This is a genomic window from Salegentibacter salarius (genome assembly GCF_900168265.1).
In the GTDB taxonomy this organism is placed as follows: Bacteria; Bacteroidota; Bacteroidia; order Flavobacteriales; family Flavobacteriaceae; genus Salegentibacter; species Salegentibacter salarius.
The window spans coordinates 216,548-236,424 of sequence record NZ_FVZF01000001.1; the positions used below are offsets into that span (position 1 = coordinate 216,548).

13 protein-coding genes and 1 pseudogene are annotated in these 19,877 nt (G+C 36.5%); 3 read left to right on the forward strand and 11 right to left on the reverse strand.

Annotation, left to right across the window (positions count from 1 at the left end; translation table 11 throughout):
* Nucleotides 1–64: 64 nt before the first annotated feature.
* The 3 genes from thrA (at nt 65) to thrC (ending at nt 4,833) form a co-directional block, all read left to right on the forward strand.
* On the forward strand, nt 65–2,512 hold the full coding sequence (gene thrA / locus B5440_RS00885; protein ID WP_070052452.1) for a bifunctional aspartate kinase/homoserine dehydrogenase I: 2,448 nt from the start codon (nt 65–67) through the stop codon (nt 2,510–2,512).
* Nucleotides 2,513–2,515: 3 nt separating this feature from the next.
* On the forward strand, nt 2,516–3,439 hold the full coding sequence (locus B5440_RS00890; RefSeq protein WP_070052450.1) for a homoserine kinase: 924 nt from the start codon (nt 2,516–2,518) through the stop codon (nt 3,437–3,439).
* Nucleotides 3,440–3,537: 98 nt separating this feature from the next.
* Nucleotides 3,538–4,833, forward strand: a complete 1,296-nt coding sequence (thrC, locus tag B5440_RS00895) for a threonine synthase (RefSeq protein WP_070052449.1) — start codon at nt 3,538–3,540, stop codon at nt 4,831–4,833.
* A 141-nt stretch (nt 4,834–4,974) separates the two neighbouring features.
* On the opposite strand, the gene B5440_RS00900 is transcribed toward thrC, so the two are convergent.
* The 11 genes and pseudogenes from B5440_RS00900 to B5440_RS00950 all read right to left on the reverse strand — a co-directional run bounded on the left by B5440_RS00900 (nt 4,975) and on the right by B5440_RS00950 (nt 19,877).
* Entirely contained in the window at nt 4,975–6,459 is a 1,485-nt protein-coding gene (locus B5440_RS00900) for a S10 family peptidase (RefSeq protein WP_070052447.1), read from the reverse strand.
* Between the two features lie 57 nt (nt 6,460–6,516).
* Complete coding sequence (locus B5440_RS00905; protein WP_070052445.1) at nt 6,517–8,181, reverse strand: ABC1 kinase family protein; 1,665 nt, start codon at nt 8,179–8,181, stop codon at nt 6,517–6,519.
* Nucleotides 8,182–8,366: 185 nt separating this feature from the next.
* Nucleotides 8,367–10,373, reverse strand: coding sequence for a cation:proton antiporter (locus B5440_RS00910; RefSeq protein ID WP_070052443.1), 2,007 nt, complete (start codon nt 10,371–10,373; stop codon nt 8,367–8,369).
* A 112-nt stretch (nt 10,374–10,485) separates the two neighbouring features.
* Nucleotides 10,486–12,351 (reverse strand): annotated as a pseudogene (locus tag B5440_RS00915) (M61 family metallopeptidase).
* Nucleotides 12,352–12,559: 208 nt separating this feature from the next.
* Complete coding sequence (locus B5440_RS00920) at nt 12,560–13,759, reverse strand: glutamate-5-semialdehyde dehydrogenase (protein ID WP_070052441.1); 1,200 nt, start codon at nt 13,757–13,759, stop codon at nt 12,560–12,562.
* Between the two features lie 104 nt (nt 13,760–13,863).
* Complete coding sequence (gene proB, locus B5440_RS00925; RefSeq protein ID WP_070052440.1) at nt 13,864–14,634, reverse strand: glutamate 5-kinase; 771 nt, start codon at nt 14,632–14,634, stop codon at nt 13,864–13,866.
* A gap of 39 nt (nt 14,635–14,673) precedes the next feature.
* Nucleotides 14,674–15,477, reverse strand: a complete 804-nt coding sequence (gene proC, locus B5440_RS00930; RefSeq protein ID WP_070052438.1) for a pyrroline-5-carboxylate reductase — start codon at nt 15,475–15,477, stop codon at nt 14,674–14,676.
* Nucleotides 15,478–15,941: 464 nt separating this feature from the next.
* Nucleotides 15,942–17,315, reverse strand: a complete 1,374-nt coding sequence (locus B5440_RS00935; RefSeq protein ID WP_070052436.1) for an MBL fold metallo-hydrolase RNA specificity domain-containing protein — start codon at nt 17,313–17,315, stop codon at nt 15,942–15,944.
* Between the two features lie 3 nt (nt 17,316–17,318).
* Nucleotides 17,319–18,155 (reverse strand): restriction endonuclease, encoded by an 837-nt coding sequence (locus B5440_RS00940; RefSeq protein ID WP_070052434.1) that lies wholly within the window; start codon nt 18,153–18,155, stop codon nt 17,319–17,321.
* A gap of 37 nt (nt 18,156–18,192) precedes the next feature.
* The gene (locus B5440_RS00945) at nt 18,193–19,026 is read right to left on the reverse strand and encodes a universal stress protein (RefSeq protein ID WP_070052433.1); all 834 of its coding nucleotides are present in this window, start codon (nt 19,024–19,026) and stop codon (nt 18,193–18,195) included.
* Nucleotides 19,027–19,028: 2 nt separating this feature from the next.
* Complete coding sequence (locus B5440_RS00950) at nt 19,029–19,877, reverse strand: universal stress protein (protein ID WP_070052432.1); 849 nt, start codon at nt 19,875–19,877, stop codon at nt 19,029–19,031.

Sequence of the window (19,877 nt, forward strand, 5' to 3'; positions counted from 1 at the left end):
CATAGCGCTTCTGTACACACCTGTTTTTTAAAACACAATCATTCTAATTTAACCATTTTGACTTATGAAAGTCCTAAAATTCGGAGGTACCTCTTTGGCATCTCCAGAACGAATAAAACTCGTAGCAAAAACTGTTCAAAAACATTTAAAAGAAGATAAAACCCTGGTTGTTTTTTCAGCTTTTGGTGGGGTGACAAATGATTTGCTGAAAATGGCAGATCTGGCTTCAAAAGAAGACCTTGCCTATAAAGAATTGCTCGTAAAAAACGAAAAACGCCACCTGGAAGCAGTAAAAGAATTAATTCCCGTACAGGCACAAAGCAGTATTTTAAGCAAGGTTAAAACCGAGCTTAATAGGCTGGAAACTTTGTACGAAGGAGTTTACCTGCTGAACGAGCTTTCTAATAAAACCCGACACGTAGTTTCAGGATTTGGGGAAGTTTTGTCTTCATTAATTATTGCGGAATATTTTAAAAATCTTGGCGTAAATTCTCAATATGTTGATTCCCGAGAATTGATTGTTTGTAAAAATACCAACGAAAAAGTTCAGGTCAATTATCAATTAACCAATGCTCATATTGAGAAGTATTTTGCCGAAAAAGATGCCTCTTTGTTTATCGCTCCCGGGTTTGTTTCTAGAAATGAACAAGGCGTTCCCAGTACGCTAGGGCGGGGCGGTTCAGATTTTACTGCAGCCTTGTATGGTGCCGCTTTAGATGTGAAAGAAGTACTGATCTACACAGATGTGAATGGAATGTATACAGCAAATCCGCAAATTGTACCGCACGCTTATCCGCTAAAGGACATTTCTTACCAGGAAGCAATGGAATTATCTCATTTTGGAGCCAAAGTGCTTTATCCGCCTACTTTACAGCCTTTACTGGATAAACAAATTAGTATTCGTATTAAAAATACCTTTAAACCCGATGAAGATGGAACCTTAATTTCCAGGTCTTCCGAAAAGAATTTTCGCTGGGTTACAGGAATCACCCATATAGATTCTATAAAGTTGCTGAATATTGAAGGCAGTGGAATGGTTGGTATCCCGGGTTTTTCCAAGCGCTTTTTTGAGGTGCTTTTTCTGGAGAATATCAACGTGGTATTGATTACCCAGGCGTCTTCAGAACATAGTATTTGTATCGCGGTAAAGGATGATGAAGCAGAGCTGGCCAAAGAAGCTTTAGATGAAGCTTTTGAGGTTGAAATTCAGTATAAAAAGATTAAACCGGTAGAAATTGAAGAAAATGTAGCCATTGTTGCGCTGGTTGGGGATAGGATGAAAAGTCATCACGGTTTAAGCGGAAAAATGTTTAGTGCATTAGGAAATAATAACATTAATATTCGTGCAATAGCACAGGGTTCTTCAGAGCGGAATATTTCAGCGGTTATCGCGAAAAAGGATGTGAAAAAAGCACTGAATACTTTACACGAACAATTCTTTGAAGTGCCATCTAAAGAATTAAACCTGTTTATTACAGGAGTTGGAAATGTGGGAAGTAAGCTATTGAATCAATTAAAAAAGCAGGAGAAATTTCTACTGGAAAATTTAAGGTTAAAAGTTCGCGTACATGGGCTTTCAAATTCGAGAAAAATGCTTTTTGATGAAAATGGAATTGATCTGCAAAATTGGGAAAAAGCACTCGAAAAAGGAGAGAAAGCCGACAAAGCTGAATTCTTTAAAAAAGTGGATTCCTTTAACCTGCGAAATAGCATTTTTGTAGATAACACGGCGAGTGCAGAAATTTCTGCCTGGTATAAAGAATATTTAGCGAATTCGGTTTCTGTGGTGACCTGTAACAAAATTGCCTGTGCAGATAGTTTTGAAAATTACCAGGAACTGCAAAACCTGGCCCGTGAATATGGAGCTTCATTTCTATATGAAACTAACGTTGGAGCCGGTTTACCAATTATAGATACTCTTAAAAATCTCGTGGCTTCCGGAGATAGAATTACCAAGATACAGGCGGTGCTTTCAGGAAGTTTAAACTTTGTTTTTAACACGTATAAAGCGGAAGAGCCTTTCTATAAAACCGTAGAAAAGGCAATGGAAGAAGGCTATACAGAACCCGATCCAAAAATAGATTTAAGTGGAGTAGATGTAGCTCGAAAAATTCTAATCCTGGCGCGGGAAAGTGGTCAAAAGATGGAATTAGAAGATATTGAAAGTGAAGATTTCCTATCGGAAGAAAGTTTAGCGACTACCAATAATGAAGACTTTTTTGAATTATTGAAGAAAGATGAACCAAAATTTCAGGAAATATATAGGTCTGCTGAAGAAAAAGGCGAACAACTTAAATACGTTGCACAATTGGAAAATGGGAAAGCTGTGGTTGGTTTACAATCGGTAGATGCTCAACATCCGTTTTATAATTTAAGCGGTAGCGATAATATTGTATTATTTTTCACCGAACGTTATCCCGAGCAACCTTTAATTGTAAAAGGCGCCGGTGCCGGAGCTGAGGTTACTGCTTCAGGAATTTTTGCCGATGTGATAAGAATAGGAAAAAAATAGGCTATGGATAGAATAAAACTTTTTGCGCCGGCTACCGTGGCCAACCTTTCCTGCGGCTTTGATGTTCTTGGTTGTTGTTTAGATGGAGTTGGAGACGAGATGATTATTTCTAAGAATTCAGAACAGAAATTAAGAATCACCAAAATTACCGGTCAGGATTTGCCTTTAGAAGTTAATGCAAATGTAGCCGGTGTTTCGGCAAAAGCTCTATTAACTGAATTGGGCGAAAAGCAGGGTTTCGATATAGAAATAAAAAAGAATATTAAAGCCGGCAGTGGCATCGGTAGTAGTGCAGCCAGCGCTACAGGAGCCGTATTCGGTATTAATAAATTACTCGGGGAACCTTTTTCCACAAATGAGTTGATAAAATTCGCCATGGAAGGAGAACGCCTTGCCAGCGGAAATGCTCACGCCGATAATGTAGCACCGGCTTTGTTGGGTGGTTTTAGTCTTGTAAAGAGCTACGAACCTTTGGAAATAATAAGTTTACCAAGTTTGCCGAAATTACGAATGTTGATATTACACCCTCTAATTGAGCTTAAAACCAGAGATTCTCGTTCTATCATCAAGCAGAATGTGGAATTAAAAAAAGCCATTAGTCAATGGGGAAACCTGGCAGCCCTGGTAAGTGCGCTTTATACTCAGGATTATGATTTATTAGGTAGAAGTTTGAAAGATGAAATTATAGAACCTGTGCGTTCCATTTTAATTCCCTATTTCGATGATCTGAAAGCCTTAGCCTCAGCAAACGGGGCTCTGGGTTTTGGTATTTCCGGTTCGGGACCTTCGGTTTTTGCTTTGTGTAAAGGAGATATTGTAGCTGAAAAAGTAAAAGCCGAATTCCAGGAGTTTTATCAGGATAAAAATATAGATTTCGATCTTCATTTATCGAAAATCAATCCGGAAGGAATAAAAATAATCAACTAATGAAACCAGCATGATGCTGGACGCAAAAATGGTAAACCACAGGGATATGATTGGAATCCCGAAGCTAATTCCTCGAACTGGGGAGAAATTTTAAACAAATGAAATACAGAAGTTTAAACGATAAAAATCATAAAGTTTCCTTTGAAGATGCGGTCGTTAGGGGGCTTGCTCCCGGAAAAGCTCTCTACTTTCCTGAAGAAATTCCTAAGCTCTCCCAGGATTTTTTCCAAAACCTGGATAAATATTCAAAAGAGGAAATCGCTTTTGAAGCTATAAAGGCTTTTGTGGGTGATGAAATTGAAAAAAATGGCCTGCAGGAAATTCTTAAAAAGACATTAGATTTTGAATTTCCGGTAGTACCAATTTCAGAAAATACTGGAACCCTGGAGCTCTTTCATGGTCCTACCTTGGCCTTTAAGGATGTTGGCGCCGGATTTATGGCAGGATGTCTTGGACATTTTGTAAAAAAAGGGAATCTGGGGAAAATTACCGTATTGGTAGCTACTTCTGGTGATACCGGCGGGGCGGTTGCAAATGGGTTTCTAGGAGTTGAAGGGATAGATGTGGTGATCTTATATCCTAAAGGAAAAGTGAGTGAAATTCAGGAAAAACAACTTACTACTTTAGGACAAAATATCACAGCATTGGAAGTAAATGGTAATTTTGATGATTGCCAGGATATGGTTAAAAAAGCGTTTTCTGATTCAGAAATAAGTGAGAAACGCCAACTGACCTCTGCAAACTCTATAAATGTAGCACGTTGGTTACCGCAAATGTTTTACTATTTTTTCGCTTATAAGCAATTAGCTGAAAAGAAGGAAAAACTTGCATTTTCGGTGCCTAGTGGAAACTTTGGTAATATTTGCGCCGGGATGCTGGCCAAGAAAATGGGATTGCCAATAGATCACTTTATTGCTTCGAATAACGATAATAATGTGGTGACCCGCTATTTGAAATCTAAGAAATACACGCCAAAACCAAGCGTACAAACTATCTCTAACGCCATGGATGTTGGGAATCCAAGTAATTTTGTTCGGATTCTGGAATTGTTTGACAATGAATTTAATTCGCTGTCACAGCAACTTTCATCTTTTAGTTATTCTGATGATAAAACACGAAAAGCTATAAAAGAGGTAAAGGATAAATACAATTATGTCATGGATCCTCACGGCGCAGTTGGATATTTGGGACTCCAGGAGTTTTTAGCTGAAAACCCTGAATACTACGGAACGTTTTTAGAAACAGCACATCCGGTAAAATTCCTGGAAACTGTGGAAGAAGTGATAGGAGAGAAGGTCGAAATTCCGGCTTCAATAAAGGAAGCGATGAATAAAGAAAAAAAATCCTTCGAAATTTCAGATTATGCTGAATTGAAGGATTTTTTGGTGCAGTAATTTAGAAAGAAAATATTTGGGAAGGATTGTTCTTCTAACGTCACCCTGAACTCGTTTCAGGGTCTAATATCTACTTCAACTTAGATTCTGAAATAAATTCAGAATGACGAAATTTATATAATCCTTCCCAAACATTTAAAATTAATATTTAGCAGGAGCACCTTCTTCAGGCAGACTATTTTCTATAAACTCCCTAATATCTTCATTGGCATTTTTAAGATCTTCGGCTCTTAGATACATCATATGGCCGCTTTCATAACCTTTAAAGCTTAAACGATCTTTCAATTTTCCGCTTTGGTCTAACTGCCACATGGTATATTTTGCATTGAAATAGGTTGTAGCACCGTCAAAATATCCAGATTGAATCAACACATCGAGATTTGGGTTTTGAGCCATTGCCTGTCTTAGGTTTTCGCCGGTATTGTTCCCGCTGCGATCCCAGGGATGCACAGGACCAAACATAAAATACTTAAGATCGGTTTCAAAATTAAGATCATTGCGTAAATAATGATTAATTGCCGGCGTAAAAGAATGCAACCAGGAAGTTAGTTCAGCGTTATAATCTGGAGAATCCCCGGCTTCCTTAGCATCTATACCCAAATACCTGGAGTCAAGTCTACCCACGGTAACACCGTCTTTTCGTTTTAATTCTTTCCAGAAATAACGATAGTCAACATCCAGATTATTTTGAAGTATTACTTCCTTGGAAATTCCGGAATAATAGGCCATTTTTTCAGCTGCAGCTTCTTTTTTAGAACTTTCGGTAAAACCTCCTTTTACGAGCACCGGTGTTAGCTCATTAATAGTATAATTTTCTACTTCTTCCAGCAAATCTTTTAATTCTTTATTTTGAAGTTCTGCAGGTAAAGCATCGTGATACCAGGCGGCAGCGGCAAAATAGGGTAGCCTGTTCGCAATTCCTACCGGGCCGTCACGCTCAATTCCCAATTCGGTTGGAGAGACCAGGATCACTCCATTAAGATACATCCACTGGCTGTTTTGTAGCTCTAAAGCCAGTCCCGATACACGGGTGGTTCCATAGCTTTCGCCAATAAGATATTTTGGAGATAACCATCTATTATTTCGGCTTACAAAAGTGTTTAACCATTCGGCTAAATACTTTACATCGGCATCTACACCAAAGAATTTTTCTTTATCTACTTCTCCTTCTTCATTAGGAATAGGTCGTGAAAAACCTGTATTTACGGGATTTACATAAACAATATCAGCAACATCTAAAATAGAATGTGGGTTTTCTTTAATTCCGTAGGGTTGAATAGGAAAACCTTCATCGTCAATTTTTAAAACTCTTGGGCCTGTATAAGCAATATGCATCCAAACAGAAGCGGAACCTGGCCCGCCATTAAATGAAATAACCAAAGGACGGTTTTCGGTATTTTTTATATTACTTCTTTTGTAATAGGTATAAAAAAGACTTGCTATAGGTTCGCCATCGTTATTCCAAAGCGGCTGCATTCCCGTGGTAGCGGTATAATCTATATTTTTTGAATTAATAGTAACCGAATGCTTTGTAGTTACCGTGGTATCAACCGGAATTTCGACTTTTTGGCTCCAGGCCGTTGCTATAAAAACAAGTAAAAATAGAGGGGTAAAAATTTTTTTCATGTGGTCTAAGTTTTTAGAACCGAAAAATACACTGAAAAGCACAATTACCCAAACGGGTTAATCTTTATTATTCAGATTATCATCCCTAAACACAATGATATAACTAAGAATAATGCCTCCAATGGCAGCCAAAAGAAAAAATATCATGGCGAGCCCAGGATAGCCCAGAATCGTAAAATCTGAGGGCACTTGCATTAACATGGAAGCGCCTATAATCATTGCGGCTATTATTAAACCTAAGGTAATGCGGTTAGCTACTTTTTGAAACCCATCGGTAACCCGTTTTTCATCAAAAGCTTCGATTTTAATTTTAAATTCATTTTCAGAAAGATTTTTTGAAATGGTATTTAGCCGATCGGGTAAATATTCCAGGAATTTCTTTGATGCCAGTACAGAAGAGAAGAGGTTTTCAGGCTTTAGCTCTTCATACATTTTATCGCGCATTATTTTATGAGAATGTCTTTTAATAGCATCCCGAAGATCAAAATCTGGATCTAAAACTGCGATAATTTGATCCATATTTAGGAGAATTTTTCCAAGTATATTTACTTCAACCGGAATGTGGATACCATTATCAGCAGCGAGTCGATTTAATTGAATTAGTAAGCGGCCGGTTTGCATGTCTTTTGCCCTGCTATGCTCACTATCCATAATAATATCGCTAATAGTTTTCTTAAAGTATTTTAGATTAGCATTTTCTGTAATCTCACTCATACTTAGCAGCACACGAGCAGTTTCTTCGCCATTATTTTTACTTATAGCCAGTAAAAGCTCTAAAATATATTGTTTGATTGCCGGGCTAAACCGGGCAACCATTCCAAGATCTATGAGTGCAATTTTATCGTCTTTTGTAAACTGAATATTTCCGGGATGTGGATCAGCATGTACAAAGCCATCATTAATTACCTGCTGCAAATAAGCATTTACCAGCTGGTCTACCAAAGGTGAATAATCTACTTCAATTTGTTTTAGCGGTGAAATAGAAGTGATTTTGCGACCTTCAATATACTCCATAGTAAGCACCTTGCCCGAAGAATAATCGAGGATTGGTTGTGGTACAATTAGGTCTTTAAACTCTTTTAAATTTTCGCCCAGGCTAATTAGGTTTTGTGCTTCCCTATGGTAATCTAATTCCTGTAATAGAATTCGTCTTAATTCAACTAAAACATCATCAAAAGCATATTTTTGAGCAGTAACGCTGTGTTTAACAGCCATCTCGGCAAGCTCTTTTAAAGTGTCCAAGTCTGAAAGAAACTGCTTTTTAATTCCTGGTCTCTGGATTTTTACCGCCACCGGTTGGCCCGATCTTAAGGTAGCTTTATGTACCTGCCCAATAGAAGCACTTGCCAGTGGTTTTTCATCAAAACTTTCAAATGCTTTAGAGATTCTGGTTCCTATTTCTTCCTCAACAATATGGTGAACCTCTTCGTATGGAATAGCCGGAACATCGTCCTGCAACGTAGCCAGAGCTTTTAAGTAGGCATCTGGTAAAAGGTCTGGCCGGGTAGACAACAATTGACCCATTTTTATATAAGTAGGCCCCATATTTTTTAGATCCTCTACCAGTTCTTCTGGTGTTTGATCGTAAGAATTTTGGGTTTCATCTGAATTCCCATCCATTGCTTTAGAAGCAGTATTTGCAAACAAATCGCTGTTCCAGTATTTTAGCATAAAGCCTATAAATTTCTGGTAACGCAGAAGATGATCGGGCAGTACAGACATAAAATTATTGGTTGTTAGGTTATCTAATTTTTAAAGATATCTATTTAAAATTATAACACCAATATGTGTTTAACCACATCCCTATTTTTTACTATTATTTAAGAAAGCTTTTTGTAGAAATTAGGTTCTTAGGTTTTAAAACTTCTAATTGCCTCTGGGTTCGAGATTATTAAACTTGATTAGTTTTAATAAGAAAGCTCTTCGTTTAGCCTGTTTATGTTTATTGGATTACCAAAAATATATAATAAATCTCCCTGTTTTATCTTAGTGCCGGGGAGGATCTCGGTAATATACTGGGTGTCTCTTTTTATAGCTAATACGGTAACCCGGAAGTTTTTACCAATACCAGAATTCTGAATACTTTTCCCAACAATATCCCTGTTATTTTGCTGAACACTTAAGGTTACAATTTCACGATTGGGAATGTGCAAATGTTGTAATGAGGGTTTATGGGGCCTGCCTTTTACTGAAGTTAGCATTTCATAATCTGAAGAACGTATACTGGCAGTAAAATCCATTATTTCATTATAGGGAACCAGGTATTTTTTTAGAACCCGGTTAAATATCTCGATAGACGTTTCAAATTCTTCAGGAATCACTTCGTCAGCTCCCAGCTTAATATTTTCTTCAATCTCCCGTATATAACGGGTTCTCACAATTATAAAGGCTGTTTTTGTATATAAGCGCACATTGCTGATAATCTTCTTTGTAGCACCAGGATCTGAAATCGCAATAACTACAACCCGTGCTTCCTGGACGTGTAGATGTTTTAAAATAAGTGAATTTGTAGCGTCACCAAAAATAACCGGTTCGTTATTATTTTTTGCTTTTCTAAAAGTTACGGGATCTGTATCTACAATAGTATAAGGAATCTCAGCATTTCGGGCAGCTTTAGCAATATTTTCGCCGTTAATTCCGTAGCCGATAATAATTAGGTGATCTTCCAGTTTTTTAGGTTCCTTACTGCTTTCTTCAGTAGATCTCTGTTTATTAAAACTTTCTAATCTATGTCTTACTGGAGCAGGAATTCTAGACTTTAAAATAAAATAGGTGATTTTTGGAGCCGCTGCAATAAGGAATGGAGTAAGGCCCATAGTGATAATAGAAATTGCAAGGAAATACTGATAAATACTATCTGGGATAATATTATTATCTAATCCCACCCCAGAAAGTAATAAAGAAAATTCTCCTACTTGAAATAAGCTAAATAAACTTAGAAATATAGTTCTTGGAGGATATTTAAGTAAGAGAACGGTGGCGCCAACTACTAACATTTTTAAAAGCACAACTCCAATTACCAGGAGCAGGATCATTAAAATATTTTGGATGAAGAATTCTAAATTCAGCAATGTTCCTACCGAGATAAAAAAGAAACTGATAAAAATTTCTCTAAAAGGCAAAACATTTACGGTAGCCTGGTGGCTGTATTCCGATTCAGAAATAATAAGTCCCGCAAAAAAAGCACCTAAAGCCAAAGATAATCCGACTGAAGAAGTAAGCCAGGCAATGGCAAAACAGAAAACTACAGTAGTTAATATAAAAAGTTCCTTACTTTTTGTTTTAACTACCATACTAAAAATACGAGGTACAATATATCTGGCCAATAAATAGATTACTACACCAACTCCAACAATTTTTGCGATAAGAACAAGCACAGTGGTTAAAAGATCGCCACCCTCACCAGCCAGAATAGGGGTGAGCAGCATCATAGGAACCACAATTATATCTTGAAAAATAAGAATTCCTAATGCTACCCTGCCGTGTGGAGCGGTAATTTCGCCCCGTTCCTGAATGAGCTTCAAAACAATTGCCGTACTACTTAGAGAGAAAAGAAAACCAAGGAAAATAGCCGAGTTTAATGGTAACCCGAGAAAATAAGCAATTATAGCAGTAAAAAGAATAGTACCTCCAACTTGAAGTCCGCCGCCAATTAATACGGTATTTTTCATAGAGATAAGTTCTTTTACCGAAAGCTCTATTCCTATGACAAATAGGAGGAAAATGATACCAATCTCAGAAAGTAATTCTACTTCGTGGGAAGAGCTAATAAGGTTAAAGGCATGTGGTCCGGCAATTATCCCTGCCAAAAGAAACCCCAGGATTGATGGCACTTTTATCTTTTGAAATAAAAGAATGATCAATATTGAGAGTCCCAGAATAATAACAATATCCTGTAAAATAGGAATTTCCATAAATGAATCTTCAAGTTGGTTGGCCGCCCTAATTTAAAGGATATAACCCGATTATGGAAATAAAAAAGCGGCGGGATTCCCCGTCGCTCCAAAATACTTAAATTAAAATCTATTAACCTTTTAACCAAGCATTTCTAAGTTTAACTTCTTCACTGCTTTCAGGCAGGTCTTTTTCTGTAAGCGTAGTTTCTGTATCGGTAGGTTGAGCTGTGGTTGCTGTAAGTTCTAGCTCTTCACCATCTCGCATAACTACAAAGCTCACTTCTTCTCCTTCTTTCCAGGATTCAGCTTTCATAATTAAATTGTAAACATTTTGAACATTATATTCTTCCCCATTTACAGATTTAATTACATCCCCGCCTTCTACACCAAGTTTTTCCAGAAAAGAATTAAATTCGATATTTTCTCTAAAGAATAATTCTTTAGTCGCGGGATCACCATCAATATAAGGAGTTTGTCCTTTTATAAAATAGCCGGTGTTTACCTCGGTTTCAGCTTCTTCCAAGCCTACTTTTGCGAAAAATTCATCGTAAGGAATAGGAGTAGAACCACTCACATAAGTTTCCAGGAATGTTCTTATTTCAGGATAGGTTAAAGCGACAATATCATCAAATAATTCTTCATCGTTAAATGGTTTATCCATTCCGTATTTATCGCTAAGCGTTTTCATAAGGTCTAGAATTCCCATTTCGCCATCGCTTAATTCTCTTAAACGAATATCCAGGGCCATCCCAATTAGAGCTCCTTTCTAGTAAACATTATAGTAACTTTCTTTGTAAGGTTCTTCCAGGATATTTTTGCTCATTTCTGTAAACGGCATCGTGTCGTCAAACTGTTGTGCCGATTTTATCTTACCTGAAATCCTATCGTAAAAATCCTGCTTTTCTATAAGTCCCTGATTAATTTGAAAAAGATTCGCGAAATATTCGGTTACTCCCTCATACATCCATAAATGTTGGGACATTTTAGGATCGTTATAATCGAAATAATGAACTTCTTTTGAATGAACATTTAAAGGAGTTAAAATGTGGAAAAATTCGTGAGAAACCACATCGGTCATTGTTTTTTGTAATTGCTCAGGCTGCATAGCCTCCGGAAGTACTACCACGGTAGAAGTGTGGTGTTCTAAAGCTCCAAAACCGCGTGCATCCTGCGTTTCGCTATCTGAAAGGTATAACAGGATCGCATACTTCCCGGTATTATCTACTTCACCCAGAAATCTCTTTTGGGCGCTAATCATTTCTTCAATTCCCGGTTTTATACTTTCTGAAGTGTATTTTTCGTTTGGAGAGTATACATTAATAAGTACTTCCATTCCTTCTACCATAAAACTTGTGGTGTCCGGTTTGGCGTACATTATTGGATTATCAATAACTTCAAAATATCTGTCTAAAGAATAGATGTCTTCTTTGAATTCCATACTGGTTGAAGCCGCTACAGTTTTGCTTAGTGCGGTTCCGGGAATAAGCGAATGAGGTCTTTTAACCAGTAAACGATATGCCTCTTCTTTCTCGTTTTCAAAATAACCTACAAAACCGTGAAGATTAAGCATAAAGTTTTCGCCAGCTTCAATATTTGTTCCGGAAGGGGAAAAAACTCCTTCTTCGCCTTCAATATCATAAGTGTCATTTACCTGGTAGCTAACTTTATCTAAATTTTTAGCATTTGGGATAGACCAGGAATTGTCATCAATTTTTTCGAATTCCAATTCATTCCCATCATAATCTATCGCTTTAAAATTTTCGATAAATTTTCCGTAGTTATCGGTAGAGTAGGTGCCGGGAACGGTTTTAGGAATATAAAAAGTGGTATTTTCTGTGGTGAATCTATCGGGATCAATACTTACCGAAACCTTGTCTTCTTCAACATTTACAAGGTCTATGCTTGCAATTACCGGTTGTTCTTCCTTTTGGGTTTGTGTAGTTTTACAGCTGTAAAGTGCGCCAACAAGCGCCAGCGTATAAATTGCTTTTTTCATGTATAAACTTTTCTTTTTTATAAGACTCTAAAAATGCATAAAAGTTACATTGTGATAGGGAAGAAATGAGAATTTTATAAAATTTGTGAACTAAAATTAGATAAAGGCTAAAAAAAAGCAACTAATGAATTTCCGCTAGAGATTAATCTAAAAGCACAAAAAAACCGCTGAGATCATCAGCGGTTTTTTGTTTTAAATAGAAAATAGATTATTCTCTAATATGGCCTTCACCTAACACATAATATTTGTTGGTTACCAATTGTTTTAAACCAAGTGGTCCACGGTGGTGAAGTTTATCTGTACTAATAGCGAGCTCTGCTCCAACTCCCATTTGGCCACCATCAGTAAAACGGGTAGAGGCATTGTGATAAACAGCAGCACTATCTACCTGTTCCATAAAGTTGGCAGCTTCTTTTTTATCTGTAGTCACAATTACTGCAGAGTGGCCACCAGAATATTTATTGATCTTCTCGATAGCAGCGTCATTACCATCAATAGCACCCAGAACAATTCTCATGGCAAGAAATTCTTCATACCACGTATCTTCTGAAGGTACTTTTTCTTCGTTAGGCAGTATTTTGGCAATATCTTCATCTACCTGAATATGTACTTTATTTTCAGTGAACATATCGTAAAGCTCTTTTACTCTTTTTTCAAAGTCTGGAAGATTTTTATCTACCAATACTTTATCTAGAGCATTACATCCTGAAATCTTATCAATCTTAGCATTCAGCATTACTTTTCTAGCAGTGTCAAAGTCGGCGTTTTTAGAAACATATAGGAAGTTATTTCCACGACCGCTAACTAATACGGCGCCAGTTGAATGTTCCTTAACAAAAGCGATAAGTTTTTCTCCACCTCTTGGTACTACTAAATCAATATGTTGTGGTGGATTTTTAAGGAAATCCTGAGTTTCGGTTCTGTTCATTTGTAACAGCTCGATCCAGTCTTTTTCTAAATTATTTTCCTTAAGAGCTTCATGCCAGCAATCTTCTAGAATTTTATTAGAATTGTTTGCTTCTTTACCACCTTTTAGGTAGATCTTGTTATTTGCTTTAAAAGCAAGAACCGCAGCTTCAATCGTAACATCGGGACGAGATTCATAAATAATCATGATTGTTCCGAAAGGCGCAGTTTTATTAGTGATATCCAGACCGGTATCTAATTTCCTATGCTCTATAACCTGGCCAACAGGATCTTCCTGATCCATAACTTCTTTTACAGAACGAATCATATCGTCTACTTTGGCATTGTTTACCACCAATCTATCGTACATAGCCTGATCTCCTTCACCAAAAGCGTCAAGGTCTTTTTTATTTGCGGCTACTATTTCTTCACGTCTTTTATCCAGAATATTAATCATGGATTGTAGTACGTTATTTTTAGTTTTAGAATCTAATAATTTCATTACTTGATTATATTTTAGTTTGATTAAACTTCAATTTTTTGCTCACAAAGTGAGCCTTAGAATACCCAAAAAACTTAAAAAGTTTAGGGGTTTTCTAAGTTAGTTTAAGCGGTGAATTTAGTCCCAACCGGTTTACCGGCTACGATATCTAAAATCACATTCTTCTGTTTACCATTAGCGATGTAAGTGGTAATATTTTTTGCTGCGGTACCTTTGGCAATCTTTATTTTAGACTCCATACCGCCACGGCCTTCACCTTCTCCTTTTCCGGATTCCTGAACATATTTTTCAACATTCTCATCAACCGTAACTTTGTTTAATTTTTCTGATTCATCATCTTCAGGGTGACCAGTGTATAGACCATCGGTATCACTCAAGATGATAAGAGCATCAGCTTTAATTAATTCAGCTACAAGGCTGGCAAGTTCATCATTATCAGAGAACATAGACATTGTTACTGAAACGGCATCATCTTCATTAGCAATTGGGATTATCCCTTCAGATAATAGAGATTCGTAACAGTTAATCATATTCTCACGGTGAATTCCAGGGCTAAAGTCTCTTTTGGTAGCTAGCACCTGTGCGCAACGCATTCCGTAATCGTGGAAAATACTATAATAATGGCGCATCATACGAGGTTGTCCTACGGCAGAGAATACCTGTCTTCTCTTGGAAGCATCTTCAATATTCACATCGCCAAGAACTTCTTTACCGGCAATGGCTGATCCTGAAGAAACAAGAACTACCATTACATCCTCTTCATATAGTGTAGCTATTTGCTCTACAAGATGTTTTAGCACCGGGCCTAAAATCCTGTTATCTTTATTGGTCATTACGTTGGTTCCGACCTTAACTACAATTCTCTTTTTTTCCATTTTATAAAGTTATATTTAAACTTCTTTTTTAAACTTAAATTACTCTTTACCTAATTCCACGGCTCTATCAAAGGCAGCATAAGCAGCATCTTTTATAAGCTCTTCTACATTGTTATCATCCATAGAGTCTAATGCTGCGCGAGTAGTACCTCCTTTAGAAGCAACACGCTCCATCCAGGTACTTGGAGAAAGATCTGATTCGTTGAAAAGTTTTACAGCACCTTCAAATGTTTGGCTTACCAATACTTTAGAGTCGTTTTTGGAGAAGCCCATTTTTAATGCTGCTTCTAACATTGAATTCATAAAGTAGAAAACGTAAGCCGGTCCACTTCCTGAAATTCCTGTAGAGGCATCTATAAAGTTCTCAGTCTCTACATGAATAGATGCTCCTGTAGTGTCCAATAAATTTCTTACCATTAATAATTCTACCCTGGATACTTCTTTAGCTTCTGTAAAAGAAGTAACTCCTTTTCCTACCTGAGCGGGAAGATTTGGCATTGAACGAACAACTTTTTTAACGTCTAAGCCCTCTTGTATTTTCTGTATCGTTACTCCGGCCATCAGTGAAACAAAAATTTGCTGATCGTTTACCAGAGGTTTTATCTCTTCAAATAAAGAATCACAGTGATATGGTTTTACAGCAATAAATACGATGTCTGCTTTTGGAAGACATTCTTCTATATCATCATAAACGTCAAAATGATCTATCTTACTAAGGGTGGTAATAACCTCGGCAGATTTATCGAAAATCATAAGGTTTCGATGATTAAGCAGACTAGACTTCGCCATTCCTTCAGCGTAAGTTAGTCCCATATTTCCTGCTCCAATAACTAATACTTTCATTCTATATTTTTTGGTTAATTAATTCTTTTTCGACTTTTGGATAATCAAATCCGGGCTGTAAAGAACAAAGACCATACAATGTTTCCTGCCAAACCAGCTTTGCTGGCCAAAAGCCAGGATTAAATTAAATTAATTTTGCCGGAACTAATAAAATATTAGGTTAAACTAATCTAAAAATCATTTTCAAGATCTAGATTTAAAGCTATTGAAAAGACTAGCTAAGCCCTATGTTTAAGACGGCTATGTGCAATTTGAATTTTATCTTTTGGATTAATACATTGCGCCACGAGTATTATTTTTTTCTTAAAATGAAGAAATCCAGACTTATATATAAGGCTAGATAAGAAAAAACTATGAGCGATAATTTAGATTGATTCTAGAGAATAACTGACAGATTCCTGCCATTATTGCAGCAGCACAGGCGCAAAATTGAACGAAAAGGTTTTCGTTGAAAAATGAGGGTTTTAAAGTTTTAAGCTAGTAATGTCATGAAGTTGCGGAATATCTATTTCCCAATTATAGAGATCTTTTATTTTAACTCTTAAAGAATCTAAGGCTGTAGGCTCGCCGTGAATTAAGAATACTTTTTCCGGAACATTTTTAATTTCTGAAAGCCAGTCTAATAATTCGCCCTGATCTGCATGAGCAGAGAGACTTTCGATTTTTAAAATCTTTGCCTTAACGGGGCAATACTTCCCGAAGATCTTTATTTCAGCGGCTCCATTTTCCAACTGCCTTCCACGCGTACCTTCAGCCTGGTAACCTGCTAGTAAAACAGTAGTTTCTGGTTTATCTATTAAATAGCGTAAATAGGTGAGAACCCTGCCGCCGGTGACCATACCGCTTCCGGCAATTACTACTTTAGTTCGTTTTTCATCTATGGTTTTCCAGGTGTCACGGTATGAAGTGATAATATTAAAATAAGAAAGCATTTTTCTAAATTCAGCTGCATCTACTTTGTGCCACTTGCTAAAACCTTCAAATAAGCCCAGCACTTTGTTACCCATTGGGCTATCTATATAAATGGCGATATTAGGAATTTTATTTGCTTTAATTAACAGATAAAGCCTGTACATAATACCCTGTAAACGTTCTACAGCAAAACTTGGAATAATAAGGTTGCCATTATTCCTAATAGTGTCTTTTATAGCTTCAGTAAATATTTCATCTGAATTATCTTCGGGATGAAGCCTGTCTCCATAGGTGCTTTCCAAAAATAAATAGTCGACTTTTTCTGGTTTCTTTGGCGGTTCCAGGAGTAAGTCTTTCTCTCTTCCAATATCTCCTGAAAAAACAAAGCGTTTATTGAAAATATCCAGTTCAATAAATGCCGATCCCAGAATATGGCCATTGGCCTGATAACGATATTTTATATTTTCTGAAATTTGATACCATTCATCCAGGTTTATGCTTTGAAATAAACCAATTGCTTTTTCGGCATCTTTTGTAGTATATAAAGGTAAGGCAGGTTCGTGTTTGCTGTATTCTTCTTTATTGGCTCTTTCGGCATCTTCTTCCTGAATTTTCGCACTATCGTTTAATATCACCTCGGCAATTCCCAGGCTGGGAGGCGTGCCTAAAATTGGGTTTTTATAACCTTGTTTTACCAAACGTGGCAAATATCCGGTATGGTCCAGGTGACCGTGGGTTAATAGAATAAGGTCTATGGCTTTGGGATCAAACGGAAAATCTTTCCAGTTGAGTTCACGTAAACTTTTAATTCCCTGGAAAAGTCCGCAGTCTATTAGAATATTTAACTCTGGAGTTTCTAAAAGGAATTTAGAGCCGGTAACTGTACCAGCCGCTCCTAAGAAATGAATTTTCACCTGATTTTCCATAGCTTAATGTTTACAAAGTTCCTCCATCTCTTTTAAAATCCTTTTTTTACGAGGATTATGAATCCCTAAGTGATCCAGGTAAAAAGTATCATTAATAAGTTCCTGGCATAAAACCACATCGCGGCTAAGCAAAAAGTTCTTTTCCCTTTCTGAAAGCAGCGTGGAAACAGTGATAGGATATAAGCCCAATTGGTCTATTCTATCTTTAATACCTTCACCTTTTGGATAATCCCAGCTTAATAGTTTAAGGTCGCTGCATTTACCATATTTTATCGCATCTGCAGTAAACCTGGTGTTGGTAACCACCCAACCCTCTTCAAATTCCAGTTTATTTTTCCCGTTATTTCTGAAATTTTTTATATCCCGAAATCTTGAATCTATATAAAGTGGAATTTTCACATCGCTGTTTCTACCGGCATTGTGAAATTTGCATTCTATCAATATCAATTTTGTATCGCTTTTAGCTTCCACATCAATTTCATGAGATACACATTTGCCCTGGTAGATTTTCCCGGTTTCGGTTTTATAACCACTATGACTTAAAAGCGCCGCAATAAATTTCTCAAACGGAAAACCTGTTGGTCCCAATTCATAAATAGCGGTCTTTAATTTATATTTTGAAGCACTGGTTTTATTTCCTTCCTTCAGCAAACTAAAAGCACGGTTGTAAATTTCTTTGGTAGTGATGCCATCATAGAGTTCAGTTTTTAGCTTTTCCAGGGTGCTATTTATCAACTCATCATTTGCGCCAGAGCGCTTTAAAGACTCAGCAACCCTATCGATAGAAAACTTAGCCTTTTCGCCGGAAGCTTTTATAACCTGTAAGTTAGAAATATCCATTTTTAGTAGTTTTATCTGGGACTAATAATTTTTGAAATTATAGATCTGCGGGCATAAAAATTATAGGAATTTGCGGTTTTTTCCCTAATTCTTTAAGCAGAGATTTAGAGAAAAGGTTTCTAAAGAAACCTCTTTTTTTATGGTTTAAAACCAATATATCGCTGTTTCTACTTTGAATAAAACTATGAATCCCTTTGGTAACTTCAATGTTTGTTAGCGTATGAAAACTATGAGAAACTTTCTCAAAACGTTCATGTAATTCTTCCTTTCTATTTTCCTGTTCCTCAGAAAGGTCTTCGGTATCCTGAATATAGAGAATTCTAATACTGGCCCTAAATTTTTTGGTCATATCTATTAGAAAATTGATCTCGGTAAGAGAAAAAGATTTGTCGAATCTTGTTGCCAATACGATTTCCTTTTTTACTTCTGGCACGTGTACGCTTTGGTCTGGGATTAGTAGAACCGGCATGTGATCTACATTTTCTATAACGTTCATGCTATTGGTGCCAAAGATCCTGTCGTCGGGTTCGTTCTCGCCTTGTGTTCCCATCACGATAAGGTCAAAAATTATATCTTTTTGAATCTCGATTATTGCATCATTCAGCCAGGATTCTATTATTAAAGATTTAAACCTATGATTCGGGTTTTTGTTTATCACAGCTACTTCTTTTAATAGCTTTTCCATTAAAATTTTATTTTCAGTTTTTGCCTGAGATAAGCTGTATCCATTAATATCTGGTGTATAGAATTCAGGTTTACAGGCATTTAAAAAATAAAAATTGCACAAGTCATTTTGAAACAAACTAAAGGCATAAACAGTAGCTTTCCATGCGTTGACGGAAAAATCGGTGGGGATGAGTATATTTTTCATAATTAGCTGAATTTTCCTGATGGGATAACCATAAATGGAACTTTAATATGAAAACCTATTTTATTTACTACGGGCCTAAACAAAAGGTTCTCAAAAAAACTACGCTTATTGTTTACCATAAAGAGTAAATCTACAGTGTTTTTCTCCTGAAATTTTTCAATAGCTTTCGTCACACTTTTATCTTCAATTGTATTGAATTGATGCGGAAAGTCTGAGATAATTTTACTAAGGTTTTTCTTATTTTCTTCCTGTTTTTCATCAAGATCTTTTCCGAAGAAAACATGCAGGATATTAATTTTTGAGTTATGGTTTTTTACTAAATTTAAAATTGGTTCCAGTTGGGCAGCACTAAAATTTAATTCAAAATCTGTAGGAAATAGGATGTTTACTGGTGGATGATATTCATTATCTGAAGGAATCATTAATAAAGGAGCTTTTAATTTGTTTATAGCGTGTACACTATTGGTGCCGATTAAAATTTCTTCGGCGCCGGTTGCTCCCTGGGTTCCCATAATTACCAGGTCTATTTCTTTAGACTTCAGTTGTTCTTTCATTTCATCTATTAGTAGATTGAAAGCAGAAATCTTCTCGAAACGATGTTTTGGGTTTTTAAAATCGCGATTAATTTTTCGTTCTACTTTTCGCAGTCCGCTGAGGGAATTTTTTTTATAAGCTTCAGCGAGATTGGGTTGTGTGCTGTTATATAAAATATATTCAGAATCATATAAAACCGGTGTATAAGTATTTAGAAGGTAAAATTTACATTCTTCATCTTTAAACGCTTTAATTGCATACGCAATTGCGTTATAAGCGTTTTCTGAAAAGTCTGTGGGTAAAAGTATTTTTTTCAT